Annotated in this window: 12 protein-coding genes and 1 pseudogene; 6 read left to right on the top strand and 7 right to left on the bottom strand. The window is 42.8% G+C overall.

Annotated elements, in window-relative coordinates; translation table 11 throughout:
- Positions 1-29: 29 nt before the first annotated feature.
- The 5 genes and pseudogenes from hslU to priA form a co-directional block, all read right to left on the bottom strand.
- Positions 30-1364, bottom strand: a complete 1335-nt coding sequence (hslU, locus tag RH40_RS07660; RefSeq protein WP_009600863.1) for an ATP-dependent protease ATPase subunit HslU — start codon at positions 1362-1364, stop codon at positions 30-32.
- 28 nt (positions 1365-1392) lie between these two features.
- Entirely contained in the window at positions 1393-1941 is a 549-nt protein-coding gene (gene hslV, locus RH40_RS07655) for an ATP-dependent protease subunit HslV (RefSeq protein ID WP_009600862.1), read from the bottom strand.
- Positions 1942-2108: 167 nt separating this feature from the next.
- A complete protein-coding gene (locus tag RH40_RS07650; RefSeq protein ID WP_009600861.1) occupies positions 2109-2657 on the bottom strand; it encodes an SPOR domain-containing protein in 549 nt (182 codons plus the stop codon).
- Positions 2658-2770: 113 nt separating this feature from the next.
- Positions 2771-3780 (bottom strand): annotated as a pseudogene (cytR, locus tag RH40_RS07645) (DNA-binding transcriptional regulator CytR).
- 347 nt (positions 3781-4127) lie between these two features.
- Positions 4128-6329, bottom strand: a complete 2202-nt coding sequence (gene priA / locus RH40_RS07640; RefSeq protein ID WP_009600860.1) for a primosomal protein N' — start codon at positions 6327-6329, stop codon at positions 4128-4130.
- Positions 6330-6591: 262 nt separating this feature from the next.
- Between priA and rpmE the strand changes: the two genes are divergently transcribed.
- Together rpmE and RH40_RS07630 are read left to right on the top strand one after the other, a co-directional pair.
- Positions 6592-6810: a 50S ribosomal protein L31 gene (gene rpmE, locus RH40_RS07635; protein WP_006963341.1), complete on the top strand. Its 219-nt coding sequence runs from the start codon at positions 6592-6594 to the stop codon at positions 6808-6810.
- A 259-nt stretch (positions 6811-7069) separates the two neighbouring features.
- Entirely contained in the window at positions 7070-8347 is a 1278-nt protein-coding gene (locus RH40_RS07630; protein ID WP_009600859.1) for a malic enzyme-like NAD(P)-binding protein, read from the top strand.
- Positions 8348-8423: 76 nt separating this feature from the next.
- On the opposite strand, the gene metJ is transcribed toward RH40_RS07630, so the two are convergent.
- Positions 8424-8741 (bottom strand): met regulon transcriptional regulator MetJ, encoded by a 318-nt coding sequence (metJ, locus tag RH40_RS07625; RefSeq protein ID WP_009600858.1) that lies wholly within the window; start codon positions 8739-8741, stop codon positions 8424-8426.
- Positions 8742-8959: 218 nt separating this feature from the next.
- Here metJ and RH40_RS07620 point away from each other — a divergent pair, with 218 nt between their 5' ends.
- The 3 genes from RH40_RS07620 (at position 8960) to metF (ending at position 13603) form a co-directional block, all read left to right on the top strand.
- Complete coding sequence (locus RH40_RS07620) at positions 8960-10126, top strand: O-succinylhomoserine (thiol)-lyase (RefSeq protein ID WP_009600857.1); 1167 nt, start codon at positions 8960-8962, stop codon at positions 10124-10126.
- Positions 10126-12537, top strand: a complete 2412-nt coding sequence (locus RH40_RS07615; protein WP_009600856.1) for a bifunctional aspartate kinase/homoserine dehydrogenase II — start codon at positions 10126-10128, stop codon at positions 12535-12537. Before RH40_RS07620 ends, RH40_RS07615 begins: the two co-directional genes overlap by 1 nt.
- Positions 12538-12715: 178 nt before the next feature.
- A complete protein-coding gene (gene metF / locus RH40_RS07610) occupies positions 12716-13603 on the top strand; it encodes a methylenetetrahydrofolate reductase (protein WP_009600855.1) in 888 nt (295 codons plus the stop codon).
- Positions 13604-13679: 76 nt separating this feature from the next.
- On the opposite strand, the gene zapB is transcribed toward metF, so the two are convergent.
- Positions 13680-13922, bottom strand: coding sequence for a cell division protein ZapB (gene zapB, locus RH40_RS07605; protein WP_009600854.1), 243 nt, complete (start codon positions 13920-13922; stop codon positions 13680-13682).
- Positions 13923-14219: 297 nt separating this feature from the next.
- Between zapB and glpX the strand changes: the two genes are divergently transcribed.
- Positions 14220-15227, top strand: coding sequence for a class II fructose-bisphosphatase (gene glpX / locus RH40_RS07600; protein ID WP_009600853.1), 1008 nt, complete (start codon positions 14220-14222; stop codon positions 15225-15227).
- Positions 15228-15326 lie beyond the last annotated feature (99 nt).

Below are 15326 nucleotides of genomic sequence, written 5' to 3'. Positions count from 1 at the left end.
AAAGGGCCAGCTTTCTAAACACGCTTGTTCTATAAGATAAAGCGACTAAGATCTTCATCTTCAACAAACTCACCAAGCCGTGTTTTGACATAGTCAGCATCAATAGTTAGCTTCGAGCCTGCTTTATCCGTTGCATCGAAAGATATTTCATCCATCAAACGCTCCATAACAGTATGCAAACGACGAGCCCCAATATTTTCCGTTGTTTCATTCACTGTCCAAGCAGCTTCAGCAATTTGAACAATGCCATCCTCCGTGAATTCAATATCGACGTTCTCTGTCTGCATCAATGCAATATATTGCTCCGTAAGTGATGCTTTAGGTTCTGTTAAAATGCGTTTAAAATCTTCACTTGACAGGGCTTCAAGTTCCACGCGGATGGGAAGGCGTCCCTGTAATTCAGGTATCAAATCAGAGGGTTTCGCTACTTGGAATGCCCCCGATGTCACAAACAAAATGTGATCCGTCTTAACCATCCCATGCTTAGTTGAGACTGTACTTCCCTCTATCAGAGGAAGTAGGTCTCTTTGAACCCCCTCTCGAGAAACATCTGGTCCTGAGCTTTCACCTCGTTTACAAATTTTGTCAATCTCATCAATGAAAACAATGCCGTTATTTTCAACATTGTAAATGGCTTGTTCTTTGAGCTCTTCCTGATTGACTAATTTAGCGGCTTCTTCTTCTGTTAAAGCTTTTAGGGCATCTTTGATCTTAAGCTTACGTTTTTTCTTAGTGTCTCCGGCAAGATTTTGAAACATACCTTGAAGTTGATTGGTCATCTCTTCCATACCGGGAGGAGCCATTATCTCTACCCCCATTTGAGGTGCTGCCAAATCAACCTCGATATCTTTATCATCGAGTTTTCCTTCTCGCAGCTTTTTACGAAAGACTTGGCGAGTATTTGATGTTCCTTCTTCTTGCTGTTCATTTTGCCCCCACGCATCACGAGCGGGTGGAAGTAGAGCATCTAATATACGCTCTTCAGCTTGCTCTTCAGCACGAAACTTTACCTTCTCCATTGCTTGTTGATGAGTCATATTTATCGCAACATCAGTCAAGTCTCGAATGATGGTCTCAACTTCTTTACCGACATAGCCGACTTCGGTAAATTTTGTCGCTTCCACTTTAATAAAAGGGGCGTTAGCAAGCTTTGCAAGTCGACGAGCAATTTCGGTTTTACCGACACCCGTTGGGCCTATCATCAAAATATTCTTAGGCGTAACTTCAGCACGCAAGCTCTCTTCTAACTGCATTCGTCTCCAACGATTACGTAAAGCAATAGCAACAGAACGCTTGGCTTTGTCTTGACCAATAATATGGCGGTTTAACTCATGCACTATCTCACGAGGGGTCATTTCAGACATATTAAAATTCCTTCAATTATCACAAACACTATTTTTGATTTTGCTCTGATTCAACGATTTCTAGTTCTTCAATAGTGTGATGGTGATTAGTAAACACACAAATATCACCCGCAATTTTGAGCGATTTTTCCGCTATTTCACGAGCATCTAGCTCTGAATTTTCCAGTAAGGCAGTAGCTGCTGCCTGCGCAAAGTTACCACCTGAACCAATAGCGATCAGATCATGTTCAGGTTGAACGACATCGCCATTGCCAGTAATGATTAGAGAAGCTGTTTCATCGGCGACAGCTAATAAAGCTTCAAGCTTTCTCAGCGCCCTATCACTGCGCCAATCTTTCGCTAGCTCAACAGCAGCTTTAGTCAGATGGCCTTGATGCATTTGCAATTTACTTTCAAAGCGCTCAAATAAAGTAAAAGCATCAGCAGTACTGCCTGCAAAGCCAGCCAGAACCTTATTGTTATAGAGACGACGCACCTTGCGTGCATTCCCCTTCATAACCGTGTTCCCTAGGGACACTTGCCCATCACCAGCAATAACAACTTTATTGTTACGACGTACAGATACAATAGTAGTCACAAGCAGGACCTCATAATAGTTTTTACCTTTCGTTTCAGAATATATAGGGACTCGATGTCACGAATTCAAGTGACAAACCCAATGCCTCCTGAAAACATCATGACTCAATATTAATTAGATGAGAGCAGCGAAAAAAAAGCGAGCCGAAGTGGCTCGCTATTTCCGCTTTATTGAGATTCTTTCCAAATAGCACAAGGTTCGATTTTAGCCCGCTGCAGTTTATGCTTATCACGTTCAGCGTCGCGTCTGAATTTGTAGGGTCCCAAAACGACTCGGTACCAACTACTGTCTTCTTTTTTACGAATTTTGCTATTCAGCCCCTGAAAAGCAATGTCTAACTTACGTGCCTCTGCTTGGTCAGCACGCTTATAAGCACCACACTGCATGATGTAAGGGATCTTAGAGACAACCTGCTCTTTTGCCGTTACCTCAATTTCACGATTGGGCAGGCTATCCACGTAACCCCACTTTTCTTCTGGGGGCGCTGGAAGTGAGGAGATTTTCTTCTGCTTTGGCTTAGCCTGAGTGGCAACTGGTTTAGCCTCTTCCGGTTCAGGATCTTGACTTAAAGTAAACAAGCCAAAGCCGAATGCTCCCAATAAAATTAAAGCTAATAAGCCGCTTCTCCACGGTTTACGGCGGCTTTTAGACTGATTTCTTTTTTTAGGCTGGTTCCTGTTGCCTCGTCCCCGTTTTACATAATCTCTACTTGCCACAATTTAGTATCATTACCATTTTTGCTAACTAACGCTATGGTAATGCAGATTGAGATAAGATGACAGTATGCAAATGGAAGCATTACTTCAAAATTGAATCTAAAATATCACCGTCAAGTGAATACTCTCGGAGGAGCTGCACTGCCACGAACAACCAATTTTGTCTCAAGCAAACGTGACCCAGCCCTAACATCATGACCTCTCAATAACTCAAGCATCATTAACATGGCTTGACGCCCAATTTCATACCGTGGCTGAGAGATTGTGGTTAAAGGTGGATCGCTATATTGCGCAAAGTGGATATCATCAAAGCCAACAATAGAAAGATCTTGTGGTATTTTCAATCCCAACTTTTTAGCAGCTTGAATAGCACCAATGGCCATAGCATCATTGTGACAAAAGATTGCAGTAGGTACGTCTGAGAGAGACAGCAGCTGTCTAATTGCCACTTCACCAGCTTCAAAACTAAAATCACCATACACACAGTAGTTGGCATTCATAGTCACCCCCGCAGTCTGAGAGCTTGCTGATAACCTTGATGCCTAAATTGACACAAGACGGCAGACTCTGGACCAGAGATCTGAGCAATTCGCTTATGTCCGAGCTGAGTCAGATAGTTAACAGCCTCAAAAGCTGAAGTTAGATTGTCAATATGAACCGTCGGTAATTCTAGTTCAGGGGCAAACTCACATGCCATAACCATAGGAGGCAAATTCTTTTGCTCCGGTTTGCTGACATCAAAAGGCAAATCAGTACCCAGTAAAAGCATACCATCCGCTTGCTTTGTAAAAGCAAGGTTTACGAACGAACTCTCACGTCTTTTTTGTTTACAACTATCACCAAGTAAAACAAGATAACCGTGTTCCATCGCAGCATCTTCTATTCCTCGAATGATCTCCGTGTAATACGAATCGCAGATATCAGGAATAATAGCGATTATGGTCTTCGACTCATTTCGACGAAGGTTCCTAGCGAGAGAATTTGGTGAGTAACCTGCTTCTAAGACCGCATCTTCTACTTTTTTCCTTGTTGCAGAAGATACCTTCTCAGGGTTCATCAACGCCCGAGAGACAGTCGCTGTAGAAACACCCGCAAGCTGAGCAACATCCTTCATTGTCGCCATATTGTCTTAACCCTCCTTGTTAATCGATTAGTCAGATTTTGTATCGAAAGTACTGACCTAAAAATGTATCTCATTATCGGACTCGTTGATTTGTATTACGCTGCGACTTAGTACCAATATTATCACTAAACTCTATAAAGCAAACGATCAATCCATTACTTCTGCTTTCAACGCAACACATTGCACATAATCTAGTTTATTCAATTCAAACCACAAAGTTACGGGGGACATAACAAAACCAGCAGCCAAGGTGAGATTTCAGTCACAAATAAATGAAAAAGAGGTGAATATGATTTCTATCAACAGATATTTCTAGTCAATTTCTACGAAATAATACATTTTAAAGCTCAACTTATATCATGCGGCTCGATATCCAACCCCCAACGAACTCGCTTTGCCATAGGTAAAGACGCGATGGCTTCTTTGGTGTCACGAAGTAACTGCTGCATTATCGAGCGTTTTTGTGCTTGAACTAAAAGATGCCAACGATATTTACCTGCTTTTTTGGCTAAAGGTGCAGGCGTTGGGCCAAGGATTTGGCAGCCAACGTTGAAAAAATGGTGGGCTTCAAGAATATGGCGTACTTGGCGCAAAAATTCTTCAACCCAGTCTGAACGATTCGCCTCTGCACGAACAAGAGTAAGAAAAGTAAACGGTGGTAAGTGAGCATTTTTCCTCTCGATCAAAGCTTCTTTGGCAAAATGGTGATATCCATCCACGAGCAGAGTTTTCAGCAAGCGGTGCTCTGGATGATGAGTTTGTAGCACAACCTCACCTGGCTTGCTTGCTCTACCAGCCCTCCCTGACACTTGAATAAAAAGTTGGGCTAAACGCTCTGATGCACGAAAATCACTGCTGTAGAGTGAGCCATCGACATCTAAGAGCCCGACTAGGGTAACATTTGGGAAATGGTGCCCCTTGGCCAGCATTTGCGTCCCAATAAGAATCTGGTATTCACCATTTCGAATGGCATCAAGTGCATCCTCCAGGCTACCTTTCTTACGCGTGCTATCTCGATCGATTCGAATCGACTTATAGTCGGGAAATAATTCCGATAGCTGACACTCCAATTGCTCAGTACCTACGCCTACTGTCAGCAGATGACTAGATTGACAGCTCTGGCATTGATGAATAACGGGTTGCTGAGAACCACAGTGATGACAGCGAACTTCACGAGTGTAATGGTGATAAGTGTAATAAGCATCACATCGCTTACATTCTGCAATCCACCCACACTCATGGCACATCAATGCAGGTGAAAACCCTCGGCGATTAAGAAAAAGTAAAACCTGATTACCCAATTCGAGATGTTTTCGCATTTCTGCAATCAAAGGAGCAGAAAGACCACTTTCAAGAAATAACCCTCTCACATCTAAAAGCTTGTTTGTGGTCGGCAAGGCGTTTCCTGCTCTCACCGATAGAGTAAGATGGTGGTATTTACCCGTTAAAGCATTATTGAGCGTTTCTAGAGCTGGTGTTGCAGAACCAAGCACAATAGGAATATTTTCAATATTTGCCCGCATAATCGCGACATCACGCGCATGATATCTCAGGCTGTCTTGCTGCTTGTAGGACGCATCGTGTTCTTCATCAACAATAATAATGCCGAGGGCATCAAAGGGGGTAAATAATGCTGAGCGAGTTCCAATCACGATACCAGCGCGACTCTCATATGCACTCAACCATGCTGTGACCCTTTCAGTCTCATTCAAACCGGAATGTATAACCATAATAGGGACATTAAAGCGGTTCCTAAATCGACTGATAGTTTGGGGGGTTAGGCCGATTTCAGGGACTAATACCAACGCCTGTTTCCCCTGCTCCAATACTGGCTTAATCAAGTTTAAATAAACTTCCGTTTTTCCCGAACCGGTAATTCCTTCTAAAAGATAACAATGGTAGCCATGATTATTATTCACACTAGCAATGGCTATTGCTTGTTCAGTATTGAGTTGAGGCTTATCCGCAACAGCTTCAATATCGCTCCCCCATTTTATTGGATGAGGCTGAGTTACCACCGATTCAATCCAGCCTTTTTGAGCTAAATTATTTAAAACCGAGGTACTGACATCTTGAGTAGTAATGTCGTGTTGTACGAGAGAACCTCGTTCAAGCATATGCATGACTTTTGCTTGTTTAACTGCACGGCCAAACCCTATCGCAAGTTGTTCTCGGCCTTGTGTAGTTAAACGCCATTCAATCGAGGCACTGAGTTTGGCTTCTTTACCTTTTCGCAACGCACCGGGCAAAGCATTCGAAAAGGTATCACCCAATGGGTACTGGTAAAAACGGCTACACCACAAAAGTAAATTATATAAAGATTCAGGCCAAAGTGACTTCTCATCAATGACCTCTATGATAGGCTTAATTTTATCAACAGGCACGTCGGAGTGATTCTTCAACTCTGTTACGATACCAACTAGCTTTTGCCGACCAAATAAAACTAATACACGTCCACCAATAGAAGGGGATAAGTAGTCTGGAATTTGATAATCAAACTCTCTATCGAGCGGAACAGGCAGCGCCACAAGTGCGATATTTGGTTGCATAGATTAAATTAGGTATGAGTGAAAACCACAGCTCTCAGTCTATGGCAAAAAAATCAGTGAGGGAAGAGCTAGAAAAAACCTAAAGTGACGAAAAAAAATACGAATTAGGCATCGATAGGTTGATCCGCAGCTTAGTATTCATTAAAATAGCGCGCCTTGATGATATGGCTCACAAGCGGTATACATCAATTGACAATTAACTACGTGTGGTGTCCGGCAAAGAATCGGATAGCGACACGGCCTATATTTTAGAGGTTCTCCCATGAAAGCTGGCATTCATCCAGAATACAAAGCAGTAAAAGCAACTTGTTCTTGTGGTAATTCTTTTGAGTTCAACTCAACACTAACAAAAGAATCAATCCACTTAGACGTATGTGACAAATGTCACCCATTCTATACTGGTAAACAACGTATCGTTGATACTGGTGGTCGTGTTGATCGCTTCAACAAACGCTTTGGTGCACTATCAAGCAAAAAGTAATTGGTTGCTTTTAACCGAATACCACAAAGGACGCCAAGGCGTCCTTTTTAGTATCTATTACTCTATTTTTTACATTTATTAGCATTATCAATAAATAAATTAACATACCTACAAGATGATATAATTTGATCTGGTCTTATCACCTTTAAATTCTGACTTTTTATCGTTTGCACACCTTTTCCTACCTATGCAGGTCGACAGAGTTACTCTAGAATGGAATCTTCCTTTTCCATATAATCAATAACGAGTACCTACACCTATGTCCGACGATAACCAAAAAACATTATCTCCCGAAGAGCAATTTCGTCAAAACGCATTAGACTACCACGCATCACCAACGCCTGGAAAAATTGCTATAGCACTCACCACACCAGCAGAGACAGCGAAAGACCTCGCCCTAGCATATAGCCCAGGTGTTGCAGAGCCAGTACGAGAGATCGCTCAAAACGTAGATAATGTATACAAATATACCTCAAAAGGTAACATGGTTGCTGTCATCTCAAACGGAACAGCCATTCTAGGATTAGGTAACCTTGGGCCTATGGCCTCTAAGCCAGTTATGGAAGGAAAAGCACTATTATTTAAACGCTTTGCAGGGCTAGACTCTATCGACATTGAAGTAAAACATCGCACAATTGAAGAGTTTGTTGATACCGTTGCAAACATTGCAGATACGTTTGGCGGTATTAATCTTGAAGATATCAAAGCACCGGATTGTTTCGAGATAGAGAAACAGTTGATCGAACGATGTGACGTCCCTATTTTTCACGACGACCAGCACGGAACCGCCATTGTTACCGCGGCAGGCATGTTAAATGCTATTGAGCTACAAGGCAAAAAGCTAGAAGAATCAACCATTGTCTGCCTTGGGGCCGGTGCTGCTGCTGTAGCCTGCATGGAGCTACTGATAAAATGTGGTGCAATGCGTGAAAAAATTTACATGCTAGATCGTAAAGGTGTTATTCATACCCGCCGTGAAGACCTGAACGAATACAAACAGCTATTCGCAAACAATACCGACAAACGCACCTTAGAAGACGTTATCGAAGGCGCGGATCTATTCCTAGGAGTATCAGGACCTAATTTGCTGGCACCTGAGTCATTGGCTCTTATGGCCGAGAAACCTGTTGTATTTGCTTGCTCAAACCCAGATCCAGAAATTAAGCCTGAGTTAGCACATCAGGTACGTAATGACCTTATTATGGGAACTGGACGCAGTGATTATCCAAACCAAGTAAACAATGTATTGTGCTTCCCATTTATTTTCCGCGGTGCGCTAGACGTGCGTGCCAGTGAAATTAATGATGAGATGAAATTAGCCGCAGTCGATGCTATCCGTGAGTTGGCTAAAGAGGAAGTTCCTGAGGAGGTTCTTAAAGCCGCTGGTGTTGACGCCCTGAGCTTTGGATCCGAGTACATCATACCTAAACCTATGGATCCTCGTTTACTACCAAGAGTCGCAAAAGCGGTTGCTCAGGCTGCTGTAGATTCGGGTGTAGCACGAATTGATATGCCAGCTAATTACATGGCAGAGTAAACACTCTTTGTCCATGCTGCAGCTTTTGAAAAGGCTGCAGCATGAAACTCATTAACCTCTTAAACAGATGTTCCAGCTAGTCATCAAACGCTTCAAATTCAATCCCCATCTCTGTCATAAGTTGTTTTACTTGAGCAGGAATATCGTCTGGGCGATCCTTGCGCAAGTCTTCATCTGTTGGTAATGGTTGCCCTGTATAAGCATGCAAAAATGCTTCACAGAGCAACTCACTGTTCGTCGCATGACGTAGGTTATTAATCTGTCTACGAGTTCGTTCATCGGTTAAAACTTTTAGCACTTTTAATGGGATAGACACCGTAATCTTCTTTACTTGCTCGCTTTTCTTTCCATGTTCAGCATACGGGCTAATATACTCACCATTCCACTTTGCCATTACGCACCTTTACCAGTTGTCATCGATTAGAAATATTACCCGCAATTTTAGCGGTATTAATAGCCATAAGCAAAGACATATAGACGTCTAGATATATTGACGTCTATAAAATTCAAAAGTAAAGTATAGTGACAGTTAACACAGAGATCCCGAAAGTAACGTTCTTGATACAGAATAAATAGGGGTTGTCCAATTATTCAGATCGTAAGGATACACAAATGTCTCAGCGTAAAGTCGAAACCATTGCGGTTAGAACGGGTATTGAATCTGATACTCAATTTAATGCCGTTGTCCCTCCGCTCTATTTGTCGACTAATTATAGTTTCTCTACTTTTGGTGACGTGCCTCAATATGACTACACCCGTTCAGGAAACCCAAATCGAGGATCATTAGAAAAAGCACTCTATGAACTCGAGTCGGGTGAGGGTGCCGTGGTAACAAACTGTGGTACTTCTGCATTAAACCTATGGATAACGGCTTTTCTCGAGCAAGGAGACCTAATTATTGCTCCTCATGATTGCTATGGGGGTACGTATCGACTTTTTTCTTCTCGTGCTCAGAAAGGAGACTTTCGAGTACTCTTTATTGATCAATCCGATCAGAAAGCGGTCGAACAAGCACTGGAACAAAAGCCGAAGCTCATCCTAATCGAGACACCATCTAACCCACTAGTGAAAGTAGTCGATATAGAAAGCCTCTGCTTATCTGCTCACAATGTTGGCGCACTGGTTGCAGTCGATAACACTTTCCTAACTCCTATCTTACAAAAGCCACTTGAGCTGGGCGCTGACTTTGTTATTCACTCGACGACTAAATTTATTAATGGGCACTCTGATGTCATAGGTGGCGTTGTCATTAGTAAACTAAAAACGCATGCTGAGACACTAGCATGGTGGGGAAACTGTATTGGTGCCACAGGCACGCCCTTTGATAGTTATATGACACTCCGTGGCCTCAGAACACTAAGTGCTAGAATGAAAGTTCACGAAGAGACCGCCAATGTAGTTCTCGACTATTTGAAAGATGAGTCGCTAGTCGGCTGTATCTACCACCCAAGTTTAGAGTCACATCCTGGACATGAGATAGCCAAGAAACAACAGAAAGGGTTTGGTTCAATGCTGAGCTTCGAGTTTTCCGGAAACTTTTTACAATTAAAACAATTTGTGAATCATTTATCACTTTTTTCATTAGCAGAATCCTTGGGTGGAGTGGAGAGCCTAGTATGCCACCCAGCCTCAATGACACACCGTGCGATGGGAGAAGAAGCGTTGGCCGATGCTGGAATTTCTCAGCAGTTACTGCGTCTATCAATTGGTTTGGAGAACGCTGACGACCTTATTGCTGATCTAAAGCACGCATTTTCTGCCGTTAAGGGGACAGTCTAATGATATCCGATCGACAATTACACAAATTCGGTGGCAGTAGCCTCGCTGACTCACAATGCTACTTACGTGTGGCGAAACTGATCAAAGATTATTCTCACCCTAATGATCTTATTGTTGTGTCTGCAGCCGGTAAAACGACCAATCATTTAATTGCTTTTACCGAAGCCATCAATATAGATGGAAGAGCAGCACACCTTGAACTGCAGGGTATTCGCCAATATCAACTCAAGTTAATTGAAGAGCTCACTATTGGTCAAGAAAAACAACAATTAACAGCTCAACTCAATGATGAATTATCAACGTTGGCAAACCTCACTTTTCCACTATCGGAAAAGGTACAAGCCTCAGTTCTTGGGCACGGTGAAATATGGTCGTGTCGACTGCTTGCAGCGCTTCTTCGCCAACAAGACTTACCGTCAATCTCGGTCGATGCACGATGCTTTCTCAGAGCAGAAGCAAAAACTCAACCTGAAATTGATTGGGGGGATTCCTTACCCTTATTGAACGAGCTCTTGGTACAACATACTCATCAACGTATTGTGATCACGGGCTTTATGGCTCAGGACAAACAAGGGCAAACGGTTTTACTAGGAAGAAACGGTTCAGACTATTCAGCCACTATGATCGGCGCACTAGCGAGCGTAAAGGCTGTCACCATCTGGAGTGACGTGGCTGGTGTATACAGTGCTGATCCTCGCCTTGTTTCTGATGCATGCTTACTGCCATTACTGCGCTTAGACGAAGCGAGTGAACTCGCCAGGCTCGCGGCACCTGTGCTTCATAACCGAACCTTACAACCTGTGTCGCAAAGTACTATGGATTTGAACTTAAAATGTAGTCATTTCCCTGAATCAGGCTCAACAAGAATCGAACGTGTCCTTGCTTCGGGCCGGGGAGCTAAAATAATTACCTCGCTTGATGAAGTATTTATCATCCAATTACATTTTTTACCTCAACATGACTTTAATAAAGGTCATAGTGAAGTCCTTACCTTACTCAGTAGGCTTCAAGTTGAGCCCCTGGCATACGAAGTGCAAACAGAAAGCCGTACTCTTCGGCTTGCTTATACTCATGAGGTTGTTAGAGGAGCGCTTGATTACCTCCAAGAAGCAGGTATTGGCGCAGAGATAAAGTTACACGAGGGTTATTCGATGGTTGCTGCTGTAGGGGCAGGTGTTAGCAAAAATGCCAGTCATTGCTTTGGCTTCTACCAGCAGCTTAAGAATTCAAACATAGAATTTATTACCGAAGCCGTATCAGGACTGAGTATCGTTGCTGTACTGAAAGCAACCGAGACACAAACTCTAGTTCAATCGGTTCACCAACAACTATTCAAAGCACAAAAAAGAGTAGCTGTCGCTTTGTGTGGAAAAGGAAATATTGGCTCAAGCTGGCTTGAATTATTTAACCAACAAAAAGCAACACTAGAGGAAAGGCACGGATTAAATTTTGAGCTTGTTGCAATAGTCGGAAGTCAACTATATTGGTTTGAGCCAAACGGAATCGCTTCAGCTCAAGCAAACGACTTGTTTGAAAACGAGGCCATTCGCCACGAAAATAATATTTGGATAGATCAGCTTGGGGCCATTGAGGGATATGATGATGTTGTCATCTTAGACGTAACAGCAAGTCATAGCCTTACAGAACAGTATCCAAATATAGCCAAACAAGGTATACATCTTATTTCTGCCAACAAAGTGGCTGGAGCTGCCCCAACAGATTTTTATCAACAGGTGAAAGAATCTTTCTCTAAAGTAAATCGCCATTGGTTATATAATGCCACTGTCGGTGCTGGTTTACCTATCAACCATACAGTCAGGGACTTAAGAGAAAGCGGTGATACTGTCGTTGCTTTATCTGGGATTTTCTCAGGAACTCTATCTTGGCTTTTCCAACAGTACGATGGCACGACACCATTTGCTCAACTAGTCGAATTGGCTTGGCAACAGGGATTAACCGAGCCAGATCCCAGAAATGATTTGGATGGCTCTGACGTCATGCGCAAGTTGGTTATTTTAGCGAGAGAGGCTGGACTTGATATTGAGCCTGAAAGTGTGTGTGTCGAAAACTTAGTTCCCGAAGAGCTGGCAAAAATATCACTGGATGACTTCTTCGAGAAAAGTGAGTCACTCAGTCAATCTATGGCAGAGCGCTTAGAGCAAGCTCATAGCCAAAATAAAGTGCTTCGATATGTTGCTCGTCTCAATAAACAAGGTAATGCAACGGTGGCAATCGAGGCCCTTGAAGCAAATCACCCACTTGCAAACTTACTGCCTTGCGACAACATTTTTGCAATAGAAAGCGCTTGGTACAAAGATAACCCACTTGTTATTCGGGGGCCTGGTGCAGGTAAAGAGGTCACCGCTGGAGCCATTCAATCTGATTTAAACCGTCTAGCCCAACTCATCTAAGTATAAAAGCGCGGTGAACACCGCGCTTTTAACCTCCCGGCCCTAATGTTAATTTTGTTCAATCTATTTATGAAAAAAATTCATAAATTCAGTATTGACATTAACCCCTATTCAGCACATGATTTAGACATATAGACGTCTAAACGTCGATATTTTGCTAGGACAAGGGATAAACAAGATGGGATACACACACGCCAGCCACATAGATGCACTTAACCAAAATATTGCAGAGCTCTCTGATAATATTAAGGTTTCATTTGAATTTTTTCCGCCTAGTAACGAGCAGATGCAAACCACACTTTGGAATTCGGTTCACCGACTCAAGGTATTGGAGCCGACGTTTATCTCGGTAACGTATGGGGCAAACTCTGGAGAACGGGATCGTACTCACTCTATTATCAAAGATATTCAGGCTGAAACTGGCCTAGTAGCCGCTCCGCATTTGACTTGTATTGACGCATCTCGAACAGAATTAGAGCAAATCTCTGATGACTATTGGTCAAATGGTATTAGAAGCATTGTGGCTTTGAGAGGAGATATTCCACCACATGGCGGAAAGCCAGACATGTATGCCTCTGACTTAGTTGAGCTATTAAAAGCACGCCACGACTTCGACATTTCGGTAGCTGCATTCCCAGAGGTCCATCCTGAAGCCAAAAGCGCTCAGGCCGACTTACTCAACTTAAAGAGAAAAGTTGACGCTGGAGCCAGTAGGGCAATTACCCAGTTCTTTTTCGATGTAGAGAGTTATCTGCGTTTTCGTGATCGTTGTGTTGCCACTGGTATTGATGTGGAGATTATCCCCGGCATATTGCCAGTCTCTAATTTTCGTCAAGCGGCTCGTTTTGCAAAGCAAAATGCGGTCAAAATTCCAGGATGGATGGCACAACAATTTGATGGACTTGATGATGACCCAGTCACACGCCAATTAGTTGGAGCCAGTCAGGCAATTGATATGGTGAGAACTCTGAGTAGAGAAGGAGTAAAAGATTTTCACTTTTACACACTGAACAGAGCGGAGATGACATACGCACTATGCCATACGTTAGGTGTCAGGCCGAAATAACGGTTAAAAATACTGCATTCGTTTGGCTGAAAACAAAAGGAAGCTAAAAACCCGTTTCAGCCTCCTTTTATAAATTTTATTCAACTTCATCCATTTTACCTAGCAGGTTGCGAATACGCTCCTGCCAAGCGGAATGTTCTTGCTGCATCTGCTGAGCTTTTTGTTCTAACTCTTCGCGATCAGAACGGAGTTCATCTGCTTCAAATGCGAGCTTCTGCTTTTCTTCTTTAAGTTCTTCAACTTCCATTTGGAGCAAAGCAATAGTATCTACTGCAGTTTGAATTTTTGCTTCTAGTTTTTCTAACACTTCAAATGACATTTTAGCCTACCTATTTCAATATGCTGATTTGGATTCTAACAAGTGGATTCTCCACCAGACCCGTTTCTTCCATTCTACTCAGCAAGACGCTGAGAAACACGCGCTATCTTGCAGTTTTTGTACTATTCGACGAAAAAAACAGCGCAATTTGACAATTGTTTTACTTAGAAGCACAAAGTGACTTTTTATATCAACAAGTTTGTTGCCTCCGCACCAATCCATCTTGGCTGTTAATTAAATTTACTGTGTTAAACTCGCAAAAAGTTAATATCCACAGCCCAAAGATTGGAGTACTTAATGAAAATCGATTTAGCCATGAACTTCGCTCGTGTAACCGAAGTAGCCGCGCTCGCAGGTCATAAGTGGTTAGGAAGAGGAGACAAAAACGCCGCTGATGAAGCCGCAGTAGAAGCTATGCGCCATGTATTAAACCATGCTGATATCAGTGGAGAGATTGTCATAGGTGAAGGCGAAATAGATGATGCACCTATGTTGTACATCGGCGAACGGCTTGGCACAGGCTCTGAACCAATCGATATTGCTGTTGATCCTATAGAAGGCACTCGCATGACAGCCATGGGACAGCTAAACGCTGTCAGTGTACTGGCTGCTGCAAAAAAAGACAGCTTCCTCAAAGCACCTGATATGTACATGGAAAAGCTCGCTGTAGGTCCGTCTTTGAAAGGAATCATTGACCTCAATAAATCAATTGAAGACAACTTGAGAGCCGCAGCAAAAGCGCTCAATAAGCCTCTCAATGAAGTAACAGTGATCACATTAGCCAAACCACGCCACGATGATATTATTCTTAAGATGCAATCGATGGGCATACGTGTATTTGCTGTTCCTGATGGAGATGTCGCCGCATCGATACTGACTTGCCTACCAGAGTGCGATATTGACGTCCTATATTGTACAGGCGGCGCACCTGAGGGAGTTATCTCCGCTGCTGCGCTAAGAGCACTAGGTGGAGATATGCAGGCTCGCTTGTTACTCAGATCAGACGTAAAAGGTAGTAACAAGGAAAATACGCTTCATAGTCAAAAAGAACAGCAACGCTGTGAGGCAATGGGTGTCATACCAAATACTGTACTTCGACTTGATGATCTAGTCAGTTCTGATGATATTGTTTTTTCTGCAACGGGCATCACTAAAGGAGACCTAGTCGAAGGCGTAAAAAGGAATGGTAATCTCGCAACGACAGAAACGCTGCTTATTCACGGTCGTTGCGGTACTATTCAGAGAATCAAATCTACCCATGATTTATGCAAAGTAGACGCAGAAATTAGAGATATAGTACTTTAATAAAAAATAATCCCAATGCCAGCTTGAAGTTGGCATTATTGAAAGAAGTTCAACTTGATCAATGTGTTAGATAGCATAAACGAAAAAACCCTAGCATTA

The organism is Vibrio caribbeanicus ATCC BAA-2122, assembly GCF_000165125.1.
GTDB classification, from domain to species: Bacteria; Pseudomonadota; Gammaproteobacteria; order Enterobacterales; family Vibrionaceae; genus Vibrio; species Vibrio caribbeanicus.
The sequence above is the reverse complement of the archived record's forward strand: the minus strand, read 5'-3'. Positions and strand labels throughout refer to the sequence as shown.